Here is an 18994-nt window from a genome sequence, read left to right as displayed (position 1 = left end):
ACCTGCGGGTCACCCACTCGTGACGCCCGAACTGCGCACCGAGCGGCACGCGTGTGCGTGAGCACAACGTCATCGCGCGGCAACTGCCCAGAAAATCGCAGGCAATCGGTGGTGCGCACGATGAGTCCCAGTATCGGTGATGGGTCCTCGGAAGGCGGAACGTGGTGACGAGCGCACGGGTGGGCGTAGTTGCGGCGGTGCAATGTGGGCTGGGGCTGGTGCGCGCGCGAATAGCCGCCGAGCTCGAGCCGATCGCGGTGCGTGAACGACCCGTGGCCGAGGCCGTGGGGGCAACCCTGGCTGTCGCCCTCGCGGCGGGCACTCCCCTGCCGCGGGTGGACAGCGCCGCCATGGACGGTTACGCGGTGGCGGGCCCCGGACCGTGGTGGCGGCTACACCAGCAGGTCAGCTACGCCGGGCGCGGCTGCTCGGTGGTGCTGGCGCCCGGCGAGGCGGTGCGGATCGCGACCGGCGCGGCTACCCCGCTGGGTACCACGGCGACTTTGCGCGACGAACACATCGTGACCACCAGCGTGTCCGGCAAACCGGTGGTGATGCGCGCGCCCGGCGCACCGGTGCGCGACGACACCCGCCGCCAAGGCGAACACTGGAGCAGCGGAACGGAATTGGCGCGCGCTGGGGCCCGCGTCTCACCGGCCCTGGCTTCGGCGGCCCTCAGCGCCGAAGCCGAAACTGTCACCGTGCGTGGTCCTTTGCGCGCCGATGTGGTGATGACCGGTGACGAGATCCGCGCTGTCGGCCCGCTCGGTCCGGGCGAAACCCGCGACTCCCTAGGCCCGGTCATGCCGGAGTTCTTGCGCTGCTGCGATATCGAGAGCACCGGCCTGTGGCACCTCGCCGACAGCCGCGACCTGCTGCGCTCCTGGCTCACCCTGAAATCCCACGCCGACCTGGTCGTCATGGTCGGCGCCACCGGTCGCGGCGCCGCCGATCACCTGCGCACCCTGCTCGCCGACCTCGGCGCGCGCATCATCGTCGAACGGATAGCGATCCGCCCCGGCGGCTCCACCCTCGTCGCCCAGCTCCCCGACGGCCGAGTCCTGCTCGGTCTGCCCGGCAACCCCTTCGCCGCCGTCGCGGCCCTCTTGGCCGTCGGCCCGGCCATCGTCGACGCCCTCACGCTGCGCACGCCCGGCCCCACCATGTGGGGCCGCCTCTCCGACGCCGGCGTGATGGAAGGCGAAGCCACCCGGATAGTCGGCGTCCAGCAACACCCCGGCGGCGTCTGGCGCAGCACAGGCCCCGCTCACACCCCTCACCTGGCCGGTCTCATCCCCTGCCAGGCCCTGGCCATCCTGCCGCCCGGCACCGGCCGAGGCTCCCTCGTCGAACTCCTTCCCCTCCCGCACTGACCCGACAGCGCTGCCGCACAACAGAAACGGCCCCGGAGTGGAAGTTCACACCGGGGCAGTACCCTGCTCGGATCAGCCGTGTTGCGGCGGCTGCCAGGGGCGACCGTAGGGGTCGTCCGGGCGCGGGGCGGGGTGTTCCGCCGGGGCGATCGGAGGTGGGGTCGGGAGTTCCGGGTCCCCCTTGGCCACCGAGGTTTTGGGCCGGGGTACGGGGGAATCGAAACCTTCGACGGGGGTGCGGGCGGTGGCTTCCGCGGCGCGGACTGCTTCGGCGATCTTGGGGTCGGAGGCGGTTTCGAACCAGTCGGCCACGTCGGTGTCGTCTTCGATCTTCACCGGGGCTTCGTCGGCAGACGGTTCGTAGCGGAAGACACCGTCCTCGCCCTTGGTCGCGAAGTTCTGGGCGAAGCCTTCGAGCGCCTTGCCGAAATCGCTGGGGACCAGCCACACCTTGTTCGCATCGCCCTTGGCCACCATCGGCAGAGTCTGCATGTACTGGTAGGCAAGCAGTTCCGGAGTCGGCTTGCCGTTCTTGATGGCGGCGAACACCTTCTCGATCGCCTTCGCCTGCCCCTGGGCCTGCAGGTAGGAGGCGGCGCGTTCGCCCTGGGCGCGCAGGATGCGGCTCTGGCGTTCACCCTCGGCCGACAGGATCGAGGACTGCTTGCCGCCCTCGGCGGTCAGGATCGCCGCCTGCTTGGCGCCCTCGGCGGTCTTGATCTGCGCTTCGCGGTTACCTTCGGCGGTGAGGATCGTCGCGCGCTTCTCGCGATCGGCCTTCATCTGCTTCTCCATCGATTCCTGGATCGACGGCGGCGGATCGATGGACTTGAGCTCCACCCGGGCCACCCGAAGGCCCCAGCGGCCGGTGGCCTCGTCGAGCACACCGCGCAGCTGGTTGTTGATCTGATCGCGCGAGGTCAGCGTCTCTTCCAGGGTCATGCCACCGACCACATTGCGCAGCGTGGTGACGGTGAGCTGCTCGACCGCGGCGATGTAGTTGCTGATCTCGTAGACAGCGGCCTGCGGGCTGGTGACCTGGAAATACACCACCGAGTCGATCTGCAGGGTGAGATTGTCCTGGGTGATCACCGGCTGCGGCGGGAACGACACGACCCGCTCGCGCAGATCCACCTTCGCGCGGACGCGATCGGCGAACGGGACGAGGAACGTCAGCTGACCGGACACGGTGCGCGAATACCGCCCGAGCCGTTCGATCACCGCCGCCTCGGCCTGCGGGACGAGAGCGATCGATTTGAACACCACCACCACGACCAACAGGACGAGGACGGCGGCCACGATCAAGGCAACCATTGCTAGGGACCCTTCCAGACGACGGCGGTCGCGCCATCGATCTTCATCACATAGACAGTCACACCGGCTTCGTACACTTCACTCGGGTCGAGCGGACGCGCGGTCCAGACCTCGCCGCCGAGCTTGACCTGACCCGAATACTCCGCGACCTGTTCGAGCACCAGCGCCGACTTCCCCGGCAGCGCATCGGCATTCGTCGGAGTGGGCGGCGGGGTACCGAACTTGCGGCGCAACAGCGGGCGCACCCCGACGAACAGCACACCGGCCATCGCGGCGAACACCAGGGCGTCTCCCCAGACCGGAAGGTCGGTGGCGGCGCTGATCCCCGCGGTGCCGAGTGCGGCCACCCCGAGGGTGAGCAGCGTGAGGTCCCCGGTGAGCATTTCCGCCGCCGCGAGAACGATGCCCGCGATCAGCCAGACTATTGCGGCCACCCTGCCAGCCTAGCCTCGATGACCGGTTCGGGGGCGGGCTCGCGTAATCGCCGCCTCCCGGTGCGCCGGTACCGCGCGCGCTGGCGCGCGCGGTAGTTTCGGGACGTGAGTGCGCGAGACAGCTACGGCGACATCTATTCCGGACACGATCGGACCAAGAAGAAGCCGGTGCCGACAGTGAACGCCGAACGCGATCTGGTGGTCGAGGACGCGGCGAGCGGATTCTGCGGTGCCGTAGTGGGTTTCGATCGCAGCTACGACGGCGAGTTCGTGAAGCTGGAGGACGCGCGCGGGGCGGTGCGGCTGTTCGCGATGAGGGAGGCGGCGTTCCTGATCGACGGGAAACCGGTCACGCTGATCAAGCCCACCGCGACCGCGCCGAAACAGCCGGTGCGGTCGGCCTCGGGGTCCACCCGCGTCGAGGGGCTGCGGGCAAGAGTCGCGCGGACCAGCCGGATCTGGGTGGAAGGCGTGCACGACGCGGCGCTCGTCGAACGGGTGTGGGGCCACGACCTGCGGGTGGAGGGCGTGGTCGTCGAACACCTCGAGGGCCTCGACAACCTCGGTGCCCGGCTCACCGAGTTCGAACCCGGCCCCGGCGCGCGGGTAGGCGTGCTCGTCGACCACCTGGTGACCGGCTCGAAGGAGACGCACCTGACCGCCGGCCTCGGCCCGCACGTGCTGGTGACCGGCCATCCCTACATCGATGTCTGGCAGGCGGTACGCCCCGCCGCGCTCGGCATCGATGCCTGGCCGACAGTGCCGCGCGGCGAGGACTGGAAGACCGGAATCTGCGCGCGCCTCGGCTGGGGAACACCGCAGCAGGGCTGGCGCCGTGTCTACGATGCGGTCGGCTCGTTCCGGGATCTGGAAGCCCCACTCATCGGCGCGGTCGAACGGCTCATCGACTTCGTGACCGAGCCGGAGTGAACGCACAGCAGGTCAGACGTATCGTCGCGCCGAAATCGGTGATCCGCGTAGGCACCATCGACCACCTCGGTGCGCGCACGCGATCGCGGGCGAACCTTTATGCTCGATGATTATGTGCTCTCCCAGTGCCACGCTGACGCTGTGGGCCGGCTCCTGGCTGGCCGGTACCAGCGCGCCCGACGACGTGCTGGAGGCACTGCACGCCTGGGCGCCGCACCACACCATCGCGGCGGGCGACCCGGTCACCGGCGGACGTACCGACCTGCCGTGGACCTCGCGCGGTGCGGCGGGCAACGGAGCCATGCCGCTGCTCAAGGTGATCCGCGAGGCGATGGCTCCGGCCGGGGCGCAGCTGCGACTGGTCCTGCCCGCACCGGGTGACGTGCGCGGGTTGCCGGTCGGCACCGCGTTCGCGGCCGACGCGATCGACGCCGAGGAGGGCTTGCTGCTCGGCGTTCCCGGCGAGCCCGGCACCGGCCTGATCCCGCAGTGGGACGACGACGACACCCTGCAGTGGACCGTCTACGGCGTCGATCTGCCGCGTATCGCGGGTCACGACATGTCGCTCGGCGAGGCCGAGTACACCATGCGCGAATCGGTGCGCGACGCCGCCGACGCCCTGATGCAACTGCACACCACCTCGGTCGGCAACGGCGACGACGATCCGCGTGAACAGATCGAGGCCCAGCTGGCGGCCTATGCGCGCCACGCCTATCCCGACTCGATCCCGTTGCGCGCCAAGCGAATTCTCGATACGGCCGATCATGTGGCCGCGATCCTCACCGTCGCTCAGCACGAGCCGGCGTCCTCACCCACCTCGGCCACCGCGCTCGGGGCGCACGAATCCCTGCTGCGGCCGCTGTGGAACACGATCCGCGAGGCGCGCCTCGTCGCGGTCCACGCCGCTGCCCGCCGCGACGGCTGACCTTCCGCATTCCGGACGGACGGGGGTAGTCACCGAGTCCGGTGGCGCACGCCGGAGCCGATCCGTCAGTGCCGATAAGGCTGCTGGTACTGCGGTTGTTGTGGATACGGCATCTGCTGCGGGTACGGCTGCTGCTGCGGGTACGGCATCGGCTGCTGCTGCTGCGGATACGGTTGCGGGTACTGACCCTGCGGATACTGCGGCGAGTACTGTGCCTGCGGGTAGCCGGGGCCCGACGGGTGCTGCTGTGGGTACGGCTGCTGGTACTGCGCCGGGTACGGCTGCTGCTGATGTGCCATGTGCTGTGGCGGCATCTGATGTGGCGCAGCCTGATTCGAGGAACCGCTGAACGTGCGGATCAACACGATCACCACGATGAGCACAACAACGCCGATGATCAGGTACCAGACCCACTCCGGGACCCCGCCACCACCGACGCTGCTACCGCCCCCACGACGGGCCAGCACCGCCTCCGCATCGCCCGCGAGTATGTCGTCGCCGGCGAGAAGACCACCTCCCCGAGCCAGTGCGGTCAGCATCATGTCGGCATGGTTCATCGGGCCCTCCCCGTAGCGTCACCCGACCTTCGGGCGAAGGTCTGCGGCGATGCTAACGCAGAGATGCGCCGAACGGGGAAGCGCCAGTTCAGAATCCGCCGAGGGCGACTTTGAGATCGGGCACATCGAGCGACCTGAGCGTCGCATCGCGGACCTGCGGGCAGGTGCGGATGGTGACGGTGTCGACGATGTGGCGGTTGTAGGCGATCGCGGCGTTGGCGACGGTGTCGTTGACCGTCCACAGCTTCATCGCGCCGGTGAACGCCACCCGCGCGACGCGCGGGCCCAGCGCCTTCCACGTCCCCTTCTGTCCATCGAGGATGCCGCACAATTCCTCGACGGATGCCTGCGAGATCGTGGGCTCGGTGGGCTGCGGGGGCTGGGTCTGATAGCCGGAGTCCCCGCCACAGCCGGTCAGACCGAGCGCGGCGGCGGTCAGCACGAGGGCGAACCCGGCAGCGCGGCGCGGCGTGGTCGAAATCATCGGAAATCCTCCGATCAGTCGAGCGCAACTGTGAAAAGGCTACTCCTCGAACCGGGGACTACCGGTGAATGGTTATCCGGTTGTGTTCAGCGCCGGACCGGGCGCGCGGGCGGTTCGCAACAACCGGGGGCGCACAGGGCTCCGTCGACGGTGCAGCCGTACCCGGGGACCGTGCCGAGTTCGCGCACCGGACCGGCGCTCACGCGTTCGGCGATCAGTTCGACGATCATGCGGGAGAATCGCGGATCGGTGCCGGGTGTCCCCGCACGGGCAAAGGCCATGCCGAGCTCGGCGGCGCGGGTCGACGCTTCGTTGTCGAGGTCCCAGATCACCTCGAGATGATCGGAGACGAAACCGACCGGGCACACCACCACGGCGTCGATGCCCTTGCCGTGCAGCACATCCAAGTGGTCGACGATGTCGGGTTCGAGCCACGGTACCTGCGGCGGGCCCGAACGCGACTGCCACACCACGTCGTACTCGGCGAAACCGGTTGCCGCGGCACACAATCGGGCGGCCTCGGCGACCTGCCTGCTGTAGAGGCGGCCACCGTCGGCCGGCGGGCCCGCCGACAGGTCGGCCGAGACGGGGATGGAGTGTGCGGTGAAAACCAGGCGCACGCCGTCACGGCGCTCGGCCGGAATCTGTTGCACCGCAGCGGCGATCGCGTCGGCGAACGACTCGATCAGCAGCGGGTGATCGAAGTACTGGCGCAGTTTCACCAGCTCCGGGGCACCGGCACCGACTACCGTGCGGGCGCGGGTGATGTCCTCGTCGTACTGGCGGCAACCGGAATACCCACCCCACGCCGACGTCGGGAAGACCAGTGCCGAGCGCACACCGTCGGCGGTCATCCGCGCGACCGTGTCCTCGACCATGGGATGCCAGTTGCGATTGCCGAAATAGACCGGCAGATCCAGCCCGGCATCGGCGAGGTCGGCCTCCAGCGCCGCGATGATCTGCTGATTCAACGCGTTGATCGGCGAGACCCCGCCGAAATGCAGGTAGTGCTGCGCGACCTCGGCGAGCCGTTCGGGGGGCACCCCACGGCCCCGAGTGACGTTCTCCAGAAAGGGGATCACGTCCTCGGGGCCCTCGGGACCACCGAAGGACAGCAGCAGCAGGGCGTCCGGCATCAGCTCAGGGACATGTTCTCCGGGAACCACATATTGTGGCTGGCGCCGCCGTCGACGTAGATGATCGAGCCGGTGGTGGCGGGCAGCCAATCCGAGAGCAGCGCCACGATCGACTTGCCGACCGCGCGCGGATCGTTGCCGTCCCAGCCGATCGGCGACGCGCCGTCCCAGTACTGGTCGAGCTGGACGAGCTGCTTGGCATCGTCGGTCGCGGTGCCGGCGATGGCCTTGGCCGCGAGGGTCTTGATCGGGCCCGCGGCGATCAGGTTGGAGCGCACCTTCTTGGCGGCACCGACCTCACGCGCCACATAGCGGTTCACCGACTCCAGCGCCGCCTTGGACACGCCCATCCAGTTGTAGTACGGCATGGCCACGCGCGGATCGAAGTCCATGCCGACGAGCGAGCCGCCCTCGTTCATGACGGGGAGCACGGCGCGCGCGAGCGAGGCGTAGCTCCACGCGGAGATCTCGAACGACTTGGCGACATCGGGACCGGGGCCCTCGAGGAACGGCAGCGCGCCGGGGCCCATGATCGACCGCGGCGCGAACGCGATGGAGTGCAGCGCGCCGTCGATGCCCTCGGGGGCCAGCTCACGCAGCTTCTCGGTGAGCGCGGCCAGATCCTCTTCGTTGGTCACGTCGAGGCCGATGGCGGGCGGCACTTCCTGCGGCAGCCGCTTGGCGATGCGGTCGATGAGCCGCAGTCGGTCGGGAATACCGGTGATGATCACCCTCGCGCCCTGCTCCTGCGCGATCGCGGCCGCGTGGAACGCGATCGACGAGTCGGTGATGATGCCGGTGACCAGGATGGTCTTGCCTTCGAGCAGTCCGCCCATGAGTTTTCGGTTCTCCTGAAATCAGTATGGTTGCCGCCACCTTGTCGGTGGCGCGGGGCGATCCGTTAGCGGATCAGTGACCCATGCAATAGCAGCCGTCGACGTGGACGACAGCGCCGTTATCGGATCAGTGACCCATGCCCATGCCGCCGTCGACCGGGATGACCGCGCCGGAAACGTAGCGGGAGTCCTCGGACGCGAGGAAGCTGACCACGGCGGCGATGTCTTCCGGCTGGCCGAGACGCTGCAGCGGAATGTACTTCTTCGCCATGGTCTTCAGATCGTCGGGCAGGTCCGCGGTCATGTCGGTCTCGATGAAGCCCGGGGCCACCACGTTGGCAGTGATCGAACGCGAGCCCAGCTCTCGAGTGAGCGACCGCGCCATGCCGATGACACCGGCCTTGGACGCCGCGTAGTTGAGCTGACCGGCCTGACCGGCCATGCCGACCACCGAACCGAGGAAGATCATCCGGCCCCAGCGCCCCTTGAGCATGGCGCGGTTGGCGCGCTTGGCACAGCGGAAGGCGCCGGTGAGGTTGGCGTCGATGACCCGCTCGAACTGGTCCTCGGTCATGCGCATCAGCAGGGTGTCGTCGGTGATGCCCGCATTGGCGACCAGCACCTCGACCGGACCCTGGTGCTCCTCGACCTCGGTGAACGCGCGATCGACCGAATCACTGTCGGTGACATCGCATTTCACGCCGAACAGACCCTCGGGTACCCCCGATCCACGATGGGTGACGGCGACCTTGTGGCCGTCGGCCTGCAGACGCTGCGCGACCGCGAGACCGATACCGCGGTTACCGCCGGTGACCAGGACCGACCGGGATGTGACGTTCGACATAGGGTCCAACCTATCTGTTCCGATTCGTGCGCCCCGCGTCAGGGTCGCGCCGTTGCGACAGCTCACAACGCGGGGCGGTGGGAGCTAGGGCAGGCGTTGACGATAGAGCAAACTGACCACGACTCCCGCCGCGATGGCCAGCATGCCGAACAACAGCCACGGGCGGCTCGCATCGCCCCGCGTGGTCTCGTAGCCGATCTGTTCCTCGAGGGTGTCGTAGACCGCGGTGAGTTCGGCCAGCGACGACGCGGTGTAGAAGTCGCCGCCGGACAGCTCGGCGATCTCGCGCAGCGAGTCGTTGTCGACCGGCACCTTCACCCGCTGGGAACCCTTGCCGTCGGAGTCCGGGATCTCGACCGTGCCCCATTCGGTACCGAAGGAGATCGTCGAGACCGGGATGCCCTTGTTCTTGGCCAGGCGCGCGGCGGTGAAACCGTGGCGCGGGTTGTCGACGTCCTTGTCGTCGGGCACCGTCTGCTTGCCGTCCGACATCAGCACCACGCGCGCGGGCGGGGGCGTCTCGGCGCCACCGAGCACGGCGGCCAGGGTGTCGATCGATTGCAGTGCGGTGAGGACGCCCTCGCCGGTGGCGGTGCGCTCGGCCAGCTTGATGTTGTCGATCGAATGCTTGACCGCCTCGCGGTTGGTCGTCGGCGACACCATCACCGAGGCCGTGCCCGCGAACGTGACGAAACCGAGGTTGATACCGGGGGTCAGCCCGTCGACGAAATCCTTGCCTGCCTTCTGCGCGACCTGCAACCTGTTCGGCTCCACGTCGGTGGCTTCCATCGACAGCGAAACATCCATCACCAGAACCACAGTCGCGCGGTTACGCGGCACCTTCTGCACGGCGGTCGGACCGGCCGCGGCGATCGTCAGCAGGACCAGGCCCGCCAGGATCAACGCGATCGGGACATGGCGCATCGGGCTCGGTCGCGACGGGGCGACCCGCTCCAGGATGGCCATGTTGCCGAACTGCAGCATCCGCTTGTGCCGGGCGCGCTGCACCAGCACGTAACCGAGCACGAGCAGGGCGACGACCACGAGGAAACCGAGCCAGACGACGGCCGTGAAATGCGAAATACTCACTGGCGAGGCACCCGCCCGCTCGGGGCGCCGAGGCTGTGGCGCCGGGTGGACACGAACCGGACCACGTCGGCGATCCAGTCCCGATCGGTCTGCAGGGTGAGCACCGGCGCCCCGCAGCTGCGCAGCGCCTGCGCCACCTGCTCACGCTGGGCTCGGGCCGCGGCCGCGAAATCGGCCCGCAGCGTGGGAGTGACGCTGAACTCGCGGGTGCGGCCCGATTCGGGATCGTGCAGCACCACGTCGCCGCCGTCGGGCAGCGCGACATCGAGGGGGTCGAGCACTTCCACGGCGAGGAGATCGTGGCGGGCGGAGATCGCGCGCAGGGAGCGCTGCCAGTCGACGTCACCGAGGAAGTCGCTGATCACCACGGCCAGACCGCGTTTGCGTTGCGGACGGCGCAGCGATTCGATCCCGGCCTTGAGATCGCCGCGTACGCCGTCGCGGGCGTGCGGGGTGGTGGCGATGCCGCGCAGCAGGGTCTGGGCGTGCATCCGTCCGCTGCGCGCGGGGATGCGTACCAGATCCTGACCGGTCGCGACGACCGCGCCGATCCGGTTGCCGCCCCCGGAGGTGAGGTGGGTGATCGCCGCGGCCGCCGCGATCGCGAGATCGCGTTTGTGTACCCGGCCGGTGCCGAAGTCCAGGCTCGACGACAGGTCGACGACGAGCCACGTCTCGAGCTCGCGGTCGGCGATCATCTGCCGCACATGCGGATGGGTGGTGCGGGCGGTGACCGACCAATCCATCTGTCGCACATCGTCACCCGGCTGGTACAGCCGTGCCTCCCCCGGTTCCGAACCCGGTCCGGGGATCAGCCCCTGGTGGTCGCCGTGCAGCACGCCGTCGAGGCGGCGCCGCACGGTCAACTCGAGGGTCTTGAGCGCGGCGGCCAGCTTCGGGTCGGTCAGTTCACCGGCACGGAACGAGGGCGGAGCGTGAGACGACACGGGCACGCGGACAACGGGTTCCGGCGCACTCACTGGGGCGCGACGGAGCCGGCGGGCTGGGACTGCTGCCCGTTCACCGCCTGCGGCACCGGCTGCTGCTGGGGCGGCTGGGGCACCGGGGGCTGCTGCGGGGCGGCCTGTCCGTTGGCCTGCGGGGCGACCTGCGGCAGGCCGACCGTCTGGAGCACGCGCTTGATGACGTCCTCGGGCGACACCTCGTCGGCCAGTGCGTCGTACGACAGCACCAGACGGTGACGCAGCACGTCCGGGATGACCTCGACGACGTCCTGCGGAACCACGTAGTCACGGCCACGGATCAGCGCGACCGAGCGCGCCGCGGCGATGATGCCCAGGCTCGCGCGGGGGGACGCGCCGTAGGAGATCCAGCTCGCCACATCCTCCATGCCGAAGTCGGCGGGCGTGCGGGTCGCGGTGATCACGCGGACCACGTAGTCGACGAGCGCGTGGTGCACGAAGACGTTGGCGGCCACCTTCTGCAGGCGGATGATGTCCTCGGGGTCGAGGATCTGGTTCGGTTCGGGCGCGCTCACACCCATCCGGTAGATGATCTCGCGCTCTTCCTCGACCGAGGGGTAGTCGACGACGACCTTGAACAGGAAGCGGTCGCGCTGCGCCTCGGGCAGCGGGTACACGCCCTCGCTCTCGATCGGGTTCTGGGTGGCCATGACCAGGAACGGATCGGGCATCGGGTAGGTCTTGCCGCCGATCGACAGCTTGCGCTCGGCCATCACCTCGAGCAGTGCCGACTGCACCTTGGCGGGCGCGCGGTTGATCTCGTCGGCGAGCACGAAGTTCGCGACGACCGGGCCGAGCTCGGTGTCGAATTCCTCGCGGCCCTGCCGGTAGATGCGGGTACCGATGAGGTCGGTCGGCACCAGGTCCGGGGTGAACTGCACCCGGGAGAACGAGCCGCCGACGACCTTGGCGAAGGTTTCCACCGCAAGAGTCTTCGCGACGCCCGGCACACCTTCGAGCAACACGTGTCCGCGTGCCAGAACGCCCACGAGCAAACGCTCGACGAGTCGGTCCTGACCGACGATAACCCGCTTGACCTCGTAGATCGCCTTCTCGAGAGTCTGGACGTCACGCTCCAGGGTGCTCGGCGTGGCCGTACCGGCGTCCTTCGCCAGCTTCGGCCCGCTCACACCTTCCGTCGAAGTCACCAACATCCCCGCTTTCGCTTTGGTCCTGTGCGTGCGGCACCAACTATTCCATTGAATCGCCCGGTGCGCCGCAACCGGCCAGTACTAGACGGGGATTCGTCATGCTCGTGACGCCGCTCACGCGCAGCGGTGACTGTGGCGCACGCTGCATCGATCGCGGCCCTACCAGCGGCGATGGACACTCAGCCGGTGACGATGCGGACCGCGTACGGCATGATGCCGTCCTCGCGGACCGGGGAAATCTTCACGACATCCCCGGATTCAGGGGCCTCGATCATCTTGCCGTTGCCCAGATACATCGCCACATGGGCGCTGCCACCGGGACCCCAGAACAGCATGTCGCCGCGCTCGCGGTCCTCGACGTCGACCCGGGTGCCCGCGTTGTACTGATAGCCGCTGTAGTGCGGCAGCGACACGCCGATGCCGGCGAAGGCGTAGAGCATCAGGCCCGAGCAGTCGAAGCCGACCTTGTTGAAGTCACCGTGGGCGTCGCCGGTGCCGCCGTCGCGGATGCCGAGGGTGGGACCGTCCTCGTCGCCGCCGCCCCAGGCATAGGTGACGCCGAGTTGCGACATCGCGCGGTCGACCACCGTTTCGATCGCGGCCGAACCGGTGACCTGCGGTTGCGAGGGTCGCGGTTTGGTTCGGCGCGGGGAGGCCGGGGTCGATTCGAGGTCGGCGTGCGGGCGCTGGCCCTCGTTGAGCTGGGCGGCGCGGTCGCGGGCGGCTTTGTCGGCGGCGGCGCGCGAGGCGGCGGCGTTGGCGGCAGCCAGCAGGGCCATCACCTCGGCTTCGCGTTGGTCGTCCCAGGCCAGGAAGATCTCGCGCTGGCTCTGCAGCCCGGCGACGGTCGAGCGGGCGACGTCGAGAGCGGACTGTGCCGCGCTGCGGTCGCGACGCAGGGTGTCGCGAGCCACGGCCTGGGTGTCGAATTCGGACTTCGCGATGTTCACCGCGGCTTGGGCGGCGTCGCGCTTCTGCTCAGCCCCGGCGGCGGCGTTGTCGGCGTCGGTCTTGGCCTGCCGCGCGGCGGAGTTCTGGTTGGCCTGGGCGACCTGGGCGCGGCGCAAGCCGTCCAGGACCTGTCGCTGGTTCTTCGACACCATGCCGAGCACCTGCGCGCGATCCATCGCGGCATCGGGGGTGGAGGAGGCGAGGTAGGTGACGACCGAACTGTTGGCGGGGCGCACGTACGCCTGAGTGGCGACCTGATCGAAATCCTGGCGTGCCGCACCGACTTTCACGCCCGCGTCGGCCAGCTGGGTCTGGCTGTCGGTGACGGCGGCCGCGGCGGCGTCGGCGGCGTCGCGCGCGGTCTGCAGGTCCACGAGTGCCTGGTTGACCGCTTCCCGTTTGCCCGCGAGCTGGTCGTCGAGTTCGCGTAACTGCTGATCGGCCGCCGCGACGCGATTGATCAGTACACCGATCTCGGTGACCCGCGCGTCGACCTGGGCGCCCGCCCCGGCGATCTCACCGTCGGACGGATTGGGGGGAGGGGGTGGCACAGCAGCGACCGGTCCCGCGGCGAGCAGCACTGCCACTACCGCCAGCAAACCGATCGCTATTCGTAATAGACCTGGTTCGTCCTGCCTGCCCGCACTGCGCACGGCACCTCCGAGTATCTCGACTCGACATACGCCACCGGCGCATCAGTCGAAACACCGACCACAAGAGTCGACCAATGCCCCCTGTACCACTGCATTCACGATCGCGTTCATCGCAACCGTACGACACATAGTTCACAAAGGAAACATCCGTCACAGTGGGGCGCGGCATCAATTCACAGATTGCTCGGAATTAGCCTGACGAAAGACAGTTTTCTACCGCAGAAAACAGACCGTTGGTCTGGAAATGTGACTGCAGTGAAACCAGTTAGTTGGTGGAACCCGCATCGACGCGCGAGGACGTGGGGGCTGCCGGTGCGTCCACATCGGGACCGCGGCGGACCTTCACCAGGTACAGCCCGGCGATCACGAGTGCCATCAGGGTCAGCAACACCGTGGTGATGACGCCCCAGGAAACGCCCTCCGGCTGCTCGAGCCGGTCGACGAAGGCCTGCACGGCCTCTTCAGGATGATTGCCCTTGTACTTGGCCGCATCCTCGGCCCATTCGAGCCGCACCCGGCTGATGGTGTCGCTGTAGGTGCCCAGCCAGTCGTCGCTGAACACGGCGACAGTGCCGTGGGTGTTCTCGCCGACCTCGGTGGCCAGGTCACGTAGGCTCGAGTCGTGGCCGGGATTACCGGGAACGATGACGACGCTGAGCGGGATCCCCTCGGATCGCGCCTGCGCGACGATCGCCGCCAGTTTCTCCTGATCCTGACCCTTGGGGGCCGCGACGTGATTGTCGGCGAGGTCGGACGCGACGCTGCTCAGCACGGTGTTCGGCGGCAGTTCGGCCGCCATCGGCGCAAAAGTGGTCATGTTCCATCCGGTCTGTCGAGCCACGATCGCCGGTGTCGCGACGGGCGTCCAACACTGCCAAGGTGAGCGTCACTGCGTCTTCCCCGACTTCGCTCGTCAGGCACAGTACGCGACTCGGCGCCCGGCTACGCCTGCGCGGCACCACCCACGGCCCCCGCGTATTTCATAGGACAAGCGTACTGTTAGGATCGTACGGCGAGGAATCAGGCATCTCACGGTGCCGGATACCCCCTCCGAAGACGCGAGTCGCCGGCACAGCCCCGCCGGCGGCACACCCTCACACATGAGTGGAGCTGACGTGACGAAGATTGATACCTTCGGCGCCAAGGGCACGCTCGAGGTCGGAAGCAACTCCTACGAGATCTTCCGTCTCTCGGCTGTTCCCGGCACCGAGAAGCTGCCCTACGCCCTGAAGGTGCTGGCAGAGAACCTGCTGCGCACCGAGGACGGCGCGAACATCACCGCCGATCACATCCGCGAGATCGCGAACTGGGACCCCTCGGCACAGCCGAGCGTCGAGATCCAGTTCACCCCCGCGCGCGTGATCATGCAGGACTTCACCGGCGTGCCCTGCATCGTCGACCTGGCCACCATGCGTGAGGCCGTCACCGTCCTCGGTGGCGACCCGAGCAAGGTCAACCCGCTCTCGCCCGCCGACATGGTCATCGACCACTCGGTGATCCTCGACGTCTTCGGCCGCGCGGACGCACTGGAGCGCAACGTCGACCTCGAGTACGAGCGCAACGGCGAGCGTTACCAGTTCCTGCGCTGGGGCCAGGGCGCCTTCGACGACTTCAAGGTCGTCCCCCCGGGCGTCGGCATCGTCCACCAGGTCAACATCGAGTACCTGGCCCCCACCGTCATGGTTCGCAACGGTCAGGCCTACCCCGACACCTGTGTCGGCACCGACTCCCACACCACCATGGTCAACGGCCTCGGCGTGCTGGGCTGGGGCGTGGGCGGCATCGAGGCCGAGGCAGCGATGCTCGGCCAGCCGGTCTCCATGCTGATCCCGCGCGTCGTCGGCTTCAAGCTGACCGGTGAGATCGTGCCCGGCGTGACCGCCACCGACGTGGTGCTCACCGTCACCGACATGCTGCGCAAGCACGGCGTGGTCGGCAAGTTCGTCGAGTTCTACGGCGCCGGCGTGTCCGAGGTGCCCCTCGCGAACCGCGCCACCCTGGGCAACATGAGCCCGGAGTTCGGTTCCACCGCGGCGATCTTCCCGATCGACGAGGAGACCATCAACTACCTGCGCCTGACCGGCCGCACCGACGAGCAGCTCGCGCTCGTCGAGGCGTACGCCAAGGAACAGGGCATGTGGCACGACGCCGACAACGAGCCCGCGTACTCGGAGTACCTGGAGCTGGACCTGGGCACCGTCGTACCCTCCATCGCGGGCCCGAAGCGCCCGCAGGACCGCATCCTGCTCAGCGAGTCGAAGTCGGCGTTCCGCTCCGACATCGGCGACTACGTCACCGGTGACTTCACCGCGCTCGACGAAGGTGTCGACGAGACCTTCCCGGCCTCGGATCCGGTCTCGGTGTCGGCCTCCTCGGCCAACGACAGCTACACCCCCGCCCACTCGGCCGCCAACGGCGCCGCGGGTCGCCCGTCCAAGCCGGTGCAGGTGCGCTCCCAGGAGCGCGGCGACTTCGTCCTCGATCACGGCGCCGTCGTGGTCGCGGGCATCACCTCCTGCACCAACACCTCCAACCCGTCGGTCATGCTGGGCGCCGCCCTGCTCGCCCGCAACGCGGTGGAGAAGGGCCTGTCGACCAAGCCGTGGGTGAAGACCAACATGGCGCCGGGCTCGCAGGTCGTCTCCGACTACTACGAGAAGGCCGGTCTGTGGCCCTACCTCGAGAAGCTCGGCTTCTTCGTCGGTGGCTACGGCTGCACCACCTGCATCGGCAACACCGGTCCGCTGCCCGAGGAGATCTCGGCCGCGATCAACGACAACGACCTCTCGGTCACCGCGGTGCTCTCGGGTAACCGCAACTTCGAGGGCCGCATCTCCCCCGACGTGAAGATGAACTACCTGGCCTCCCCGCCGCTGGTCATCGCCTACGCGCTCGCGGGCACGATGGACTTCGACTTCGAGACCGACGCGCTCGGCACCGACACCGAGGGCAACGAGGTGTTCCTGAAGGACATCTGGCCGTCGCCGCAGGAAATCGACGACACCATCAAGTCCTCGATCAGCCAGGACATGTTCCGCAACTCCTACGCCACCGTCTTCGACGGTGACCAGCGTTGGCAGGGCCTGGCCACCCCGGAGGGTGACACCTTCGAGTGGGACGAGAAGTCGACCTACGTGCGCAAGGCGCCGTACTTCGACGGCATGTCGATGGACCCGTCCCCCGTCACCGACATCTCCGGCGCTCGTGTGCTGGCGCTGCTGGGCGACTCGGTCACCACCGACCACATCTCCCCGGCGGGCCCGATCAAGCCCGGCACTCCGGCCGCGCAGTACCTCGACGCCAACGGTGTGGCCCGCAAGGACTACAACTCGCTGGGCTCGCGTCGCGGTAACCACGAGGTCATGATCCGTGGCACCTTCGCCAACATCCGGCTGCGCAACCAGCTGCTCGACGATGTCTCGGGTGGTTACACCCGCGACTTCACCCAGGACGGTGGCCCGCAGGCGTTCATCTACGACGCCTCGCAGAACTACCAGGCCGCGGGCATCCCGCTGGTCGTGCTCGGCGGCAAGGAATACGGTTCGGGCTCCTCGCGTGACTGGGCCGCCAAGGGCACCAGCCTGCTGGGCGTGAAGGCCGTCATCACCGAGTCGTTCGAGCGCATCCACCGCTCCAACCTGATCGGCATGGGCGTTGTGCCGCTGCAGTTCCCGGCCGGGCAGTCCGCCGCGTCGCTGGGCCTGACCGGCACCGAGACCTTCGACATCGCGGGCATCACCGCCCTCAACGAGGGTGTCACCCCCAAGACCGTCAAGGTCACCGCCACCGCCGAAGACGGCAAGGTCACCGAGTTCGACGCGGTCGTGCGCATCGACACCCCCGGTGAGGCCGACTACTACCGCAACGGCGGCATCCTGCAGTACGTGCTGCGCAACATGATCCGCGGCTAACTGCTCGATCCGGTGGCGTGACATCGTGAGATGTTGCGCCACAAGGGCATTCGTGTGCCCGTGAATAATGCGACAGCCCCCGTCTCGGTTCGCCGGGGCGGGGGTCCGTGTATCCGCTAGTTGGAGGAATCATGCCCAAGGTCAGCGACGACCACCTCGCCGCGCGCCGCAGCCAGATCCTCGACGGTGCACGACGCTGCTTCGCCGAATACGGCTATGACGGCGCCACCGTGCGCCGCCTGGAGGAGGCCATCGGCCTGTCCCGCGGTGCGATCTTCCACCATTTCCGTGACAAGGACGCGCTCTTCTTCGCCCTGGCCAAGGACGACGCCGAACGCATGGCCGAAGTCGCCGCCAACCAGGGCATCGTCCAGGTGATGCGCGATATGCTCGCCCGCCCGGAGGAATTCAACTGGCTGGGCACCCGCCTCGAGATCGCGCGCCGAGTCCGCACCGACCCCGAATTCCGCGCGGGCTGGACCCAGCGTTCGGCCGAACTGACCGCCGCGACGCTCGCCCGCCTGGAGCGTCGCAAGGCCGCCGGAGCCCTGCGCGACGACGTCCCCACCGACGTCCTGCTCGGCTACCTCGACCTGGTCCTCGACGGCCTCATCGCCCGCATCGCTTCGGGCCACACCAACGAAAACCTTTCCGCCGTACTGGATCTCGTCGAAGCCTCGGTGCGACGCAAGGAGTCCTGAGTTAGGCTCGGCGTGGCCATGGAGTAGTTCAGCAGGTAGAACGCCGACTCCACAGGACGGATGTCGCGGGTTCGATTCCCGCCTCCATGGCCACCGAACTTTCCCCGATTGCGCACGGCGGGATCACCACGGGGCGCCCTTTCCCCGGCCGGGATCGGCGGGTCAGCTCGCCCAGCCATCGAGCAGGGTTCGCGAGATCCGGTCCAGGGCGGCCCGATCCGCGGGCGTCAACACCGACAGCATCGCCGTCTCGTTCTCGGTGTGCGCCACGACCACCGTGTCGACCAGCGCCCGCCCCTCCCCGGTGAGCGCGACCCGCACGGCGCGACGATCCTCGCGGTCGGCGATGCGGCGGACCAGGCCCGCCGCTTCGAGCCGGTCGATGCGGCCGGTCATCCCCGCGCGCGACAGCATCAGAGTGTCGGCGAGCACCGACGGGTTGAGCTCGAAGGGCGAGCCCGAACGACGAAGTGCCGCCAGCACATCGAACTCACCGCGCTGCAAACCGTGTGCGGCGAAGACGTTTTCGATCCGAGCCATGGCGATGTTCATCAGCCTGCCGAGCCTGCCGAAGACCGCCATCGCCTCGAGTTCCAGTTCGGGTCGCTCCCGCTGCCACTGCGCCGTGATCGCATCCACCACGTCCGGTTCGCGTTCATCCATGGACACGATTCTATTCACTGGGATATAGTTCGGTAGCGAATTATCAACCGACGAACGGA

At 68.3% G+C, this 18994-nt stretch carries 18 protein-coding genes and 1 tRNA gene; 6 read left to right on the top strand and 13 right to left on the bottom strand.

The genetic code is table 11. From position 1 onward, the window contains the following. Positions 1 to 164 precede the first annotated feature (164 nt). The gene (locus tag ACFVVI_RS04085; RefSeq protein WP_378995267.1) at positions 165 to 1373 is read left to right on the top strand and encodes a molybdopterin-binding protein; all 1209 of its coding nucleotides are present in this window, start codon (positions 165 to 167) and stop codon (positions 1371 to 1373) included. A 72-nt stretch (positions 1374 to 1445) separates the two neighbouring features. Here ACFVVI_RS04085 and ACFVVI_RS04080 read toward each other — a convergent pair whose 3' ends face one another. Both ACFVVI_RS04080 and ACFVVI_RS04075 read right to left on the bottom strand, forming a co-directional pair. Continuing rightward, positions 1446 to 2687 (bottom strand): SPFH domain-containing protein, encoded by a 1242-nt coding sequence (locus tag ACFVVI_RS04080; RefSeq protein WP_378627173.1) that lies wholly within the window; start codon positions 2685 to 2687, stop codon positions 1446 to 1448. 2 nt (positions 2688 to 2689) lie between these two features. Then, positions 2690 to 3121 carry an NfeD family protein gene (locus tag ACFVVI_RS04075; RefSeq protein ID WP_378995269.1) on the bottom strand — a complete coding sequence of 144 codons (432 nt, stop codon included), beginning with the start codon at positions 3119 to 3121 and terminating at the stop codon, positions 2690 to 2692. A 105-nt stretch (positions 3122 to 3226) separates the two neighbouring features. Between ACFVVI_RS04075 and ACFVVI_RS04070 the strand changes: the two genes are divergently transcribed. After that, entirely contained in the window at positions 3227 to 4051 is an 825-nt protein-coding gene (locus ACFVVI_RS04070; RefSeq protein WP_387443058.1) for a DUF3097 domain-containing protein, read from the top strand. A gap of 112 nt (positions 4052 to 4163) precedes the next feature. Continuing rightward, the gene (locus ACFVVI_RS04065) at positions 4164 to 4976 is read left to right on the top strand and encodes a hypothetical protein (protein WP_378995273.1); all 813 of its coding nucleotides are present in this window, start codon (positions 4164 to 4166) and stop codon (positions 4974 to 4976) included. A 65-nt stretch (positions 4977 to 5041) separates the two neighbouring features. Here the strand turns inward: ACFVVI_RS04065 and ACFVVI_RS04060 are convergent, their stop codons facing one another. The 10 genes from ACFVVI_RS04060 to ACFVVI_RS04015 form a co-directional block, all read right to left on the bottom strand. Further along, complete coding sequence (locus tag ACFVVI_RS04060) at positions 5042 to 5533, bottom strand: hypothetical protein (RefSeq protein ID WP_387443054.1); 492 nt, start codon at positions 5531 to 5533, stop codon at positions 5042 to 5044. 88 nt (positions 5534 to 5621) lie between these two features. After that, the gene (locus tag ACFVVI_RS04055) at positions 5622 to 6017 is read right to left on the bottom strand and encodes a hypothetical protein (RefSeq protein ID WP_378627168.1); all 396 of its coding nucleotides are present in this window, start codon (positions 6015 to 6017) and stop codon (positions 5622 to 5624) included. A gap of 86 nt (positions 6018 to 6103) precedes the next feature. After that, the gene (locus ACFVVI_RS04050) at positions 6104 to 7153 is read right to left on the bottom strand and encodes a ferrochelatase (protein WP_379313301.1); all 1050 of its coding nucleotides are present in this window, start codon (positions 7151 to 7153) and stop codon (positions 6104 to 6106) included. Beyond that, positions 7153 to 7989 carry an NADH-dependent enoyl-ACP reductase InhA gene (gene inhA / locus ACFVVI_RS04045; protein ID WP_266290283.1) on the bottom strand — a complete coding sequence of 279 codons (837 nt, stop codon included), beginning with the start codon at positions 7987 to 7989 and terminating at the stop codon, positions 7153 to 7155. Before inhA ends, ACFVVI_RS04050 begins: the two co-directional genes overlap by 1 nt. 127 nt (positions 7990 to 8116) lie before the next feature. Further along, complete coding sequence (gene fabG1, locus ACFVVI_RS04040; protein ID WP_387443050.1) at positions 8117 to 8833, bottom strand: 3-oxoacyl-ACP reductase FabG1; 717 nt, start codon at positions 8831 to 8833, stop codon at positions 8117 to 8119. Positions 8834 to 8917: 84 nt separating this feature from the next. Continuing rightward, positions 8918 to 9922, bottom strand: coding sequence for a VWA domain-containing protein (locus ACFVVI_RS04035; RefSeq protein WP_378995280.1), 1005 nt, complete (start codon positions 9920 to 9922; stop codon positions 8918 to 8920). Beyond that, entirely contained in the window at positions 9919 to 10875 is a 957-nt protein-coding gene (locus tag ACFVVI_RS04030; protein ID WP_378627164.1) for a DUF58 domain-containing protein, read from the bottom strand. Before ACFVVI_RS04030 ends, ACFVVI_RS04035 begins: the two co-directional genes overlap by 4 nt. 23 nt (positions 10876 to 10898) lie before the next feature. Next, positions 10899 to 12059 carry an AAA family ATPase gene (locus ACFVVI_RS04025; RefSeq protein ID WP_378995282.1) on the bottom strand — a complete coding sequence of 387 codons (1161 nt, stop codon included), beginning with the start codon at positions 12057 to 12059 and terminating at the stop codon, positions 10899 to 10901. A gap of 176 nt (positions 12060 to 12235) precedes the next feature. Further along, positions 12236 to 13603: an NlpC/P60 family protein gene (locus ACFVVI_RS04020; protein WP_378995347.1), complete on the bottom strand. Its 1368-nt coding sequence runs from the start codon at positions 13601 to 13603 to the stop codon at positions 12236 to 12238. A gap of 322 nt (positions 13604 to 13925) precedes the next feature. After that, entirely contained in the window at positions 13926 to 14477 is a 552-nt protein-coding gene (locus tag ACFVVI_RS04015) for a DUF6676 family protein (RefSeq protein WP_379313297.1), read from the bottom strand. Between the two features lie 283 nt (positions 14478 to 14760). Between ACFVVI_RS04015 and acnA the strand changes: the two genes are divergently transcribed. The 3 genes from acnA to ACFVVI_RS04000 all read left to right on the top strand — a co-directional run bounded on the left by acnA (position 14761) and on the right by ACFVVI_RS04000 (position 18365). Next, entirely contained in the window at positions 14761 to 17571 is a 2811-nt protein-coding gene (gene acnA / locus ACFVVI_RS04010) for an aconitate hydratase AcnA (protein WP_378995286.1), read from the top strand. Positions 17572 to 17702: 131 nt separating this feature from the next. Beyond that, complete coding sequence (locus ACFVVI_RS04005; protein WP_358072240.1) at positions 17703 to 18272, top strand: helix-turn-helix domain-containing protein; 570 nt, start codon at positions 17703 to 17705, stop codon at positions 18270 to 18272. Positions 18273 to 18289: 17 nt separating this feature from the next. Continuing rightward, positions 18290 to 18365: transfer RNA gene (locus ACFVVI_RS04000), tRNA-OTHER, on the top strand. Between the two features lie 69 nt (positions 18366 to 18434). Here ACFVVI_RS04000 and ACFVVI_RS03995 read toward each other — a convergent pair. Then, complete coding sequence (locus ACFVVI_RS03995; RefSeq protein WP_387443045.1) at positions 18435 to 18935, bottom strand: MarR family winged helix-turn-helix transcriptional regulator; 501 nt, start codon at positions 18933 to 18935, stop codon at positions 18435 to 18437. Positions 18936 to 18994: the final 59 nt, after the last annotated feature.

Origin of the sequence: Nocardia sp. NPDC058114 (assembly GCF_042884695.1) — a bacterium.
Taxonomy (GTDB): Bacteria; Actinomycetota; Actinomycetes; order Mycobacteriales; family Mycobacteriaceae; genus Nocardia.
The sequence above is the reverse complement of the archived record's forward strand: the minus strand, read 5'-3'. Positions and strand labels throughout refer to the sequence as shown.

Excerpts from the sequence above, each read along its gene's own strand:
- ACFVVI_RS04080 (WP_378627173.1), bottom strand. The coding sequence starts at position 2,687 with ATGGTTGCCTTGATCGTGGCCGCCGTCCTCGTCCTGTTGGTCGTGGTG.
- ACFVVI_RS04065 (WP_378995273.1), top strand. The coding sequence starts at position 4,164 with ATGTGCTCTCCCAGTGCCACGCTGACGCTGTGGGCCGGCTCCTGGCTG.
- ACFVVI_RS04060 (WP_387443054.1), bottom strand. The coding sequence starts at position 5,533 with ATGAACCATGCCGACATGATGCTGACCGCACTGGCTCGGGGAGGTGGT.
- ACFVVI_RS04055 (WP_378627168.1), bottom strand. The coding sequence starts at position 6,017 with ATGATTTCGACCACGCCGCGCCGCGCTGCCGGGTTCGCCCTCGTGCTG.
- ACFVVI_RS04050 (WP_379313301.1), bottom strand. The coding sequence starts at position 7,153 with ATGCCGGACGCCCTGCTGCTGCTGTCCTTCGGTGGTCCCGAGGGCCCC.
- inhA (WP_266290283.1), bottom strand. The coding sequence starts at position 7,989 with ATGGGCGGACTGCTCGAAGGCAAGACCATCCTGGTCACCGGCATCATC.
- fabG1 (WP_387443050.1), bottom strand. The coding sequence starts at position 8,833 with ATGTCGAACGTCACATCCCGGTCGGTCCTGGTCACCGGCGGTAACCGC.
- ACFVVI_RS04025 (WP_378995282.1), bottom strand. The coding sequence starts at position 12,059 with ATGTTGGTGACTTCGACGGAAGGTGTGAGCGGGCCGAAGCTGGCGAAG.
- ACFVVI_RS04015 (WP_379313297.1), bottom strand. The coding sequence starts at position 14,477 with ATGACCACTTTTGCGCCGATGGCGGCCGAACTGCCGCCGAACACCGTG.
- acnA (WP_378995286.1), top strand. The coding sequence starts at position 14,761 with ATGAGTGGAGCTGACGTGACGAAGATTGATACCTTCGGCGCCAAGGGC.
- ACFVVI_RS04005 (WP_358072240.1), top strand. The coding sequence starts at position 17,703 with ATGCCCAAGGTCAGCGACGACCACCTCGCCGCGCGCCGCAGCCAGATC.
- ACFVVI_RS03995 (WP_387443045.1), bottom strand. The coding sequence starts at position 18,935 with ATGGATGAACGCGAACCGGACGTGGTGGATGCGATCACGGCGCAGTGG.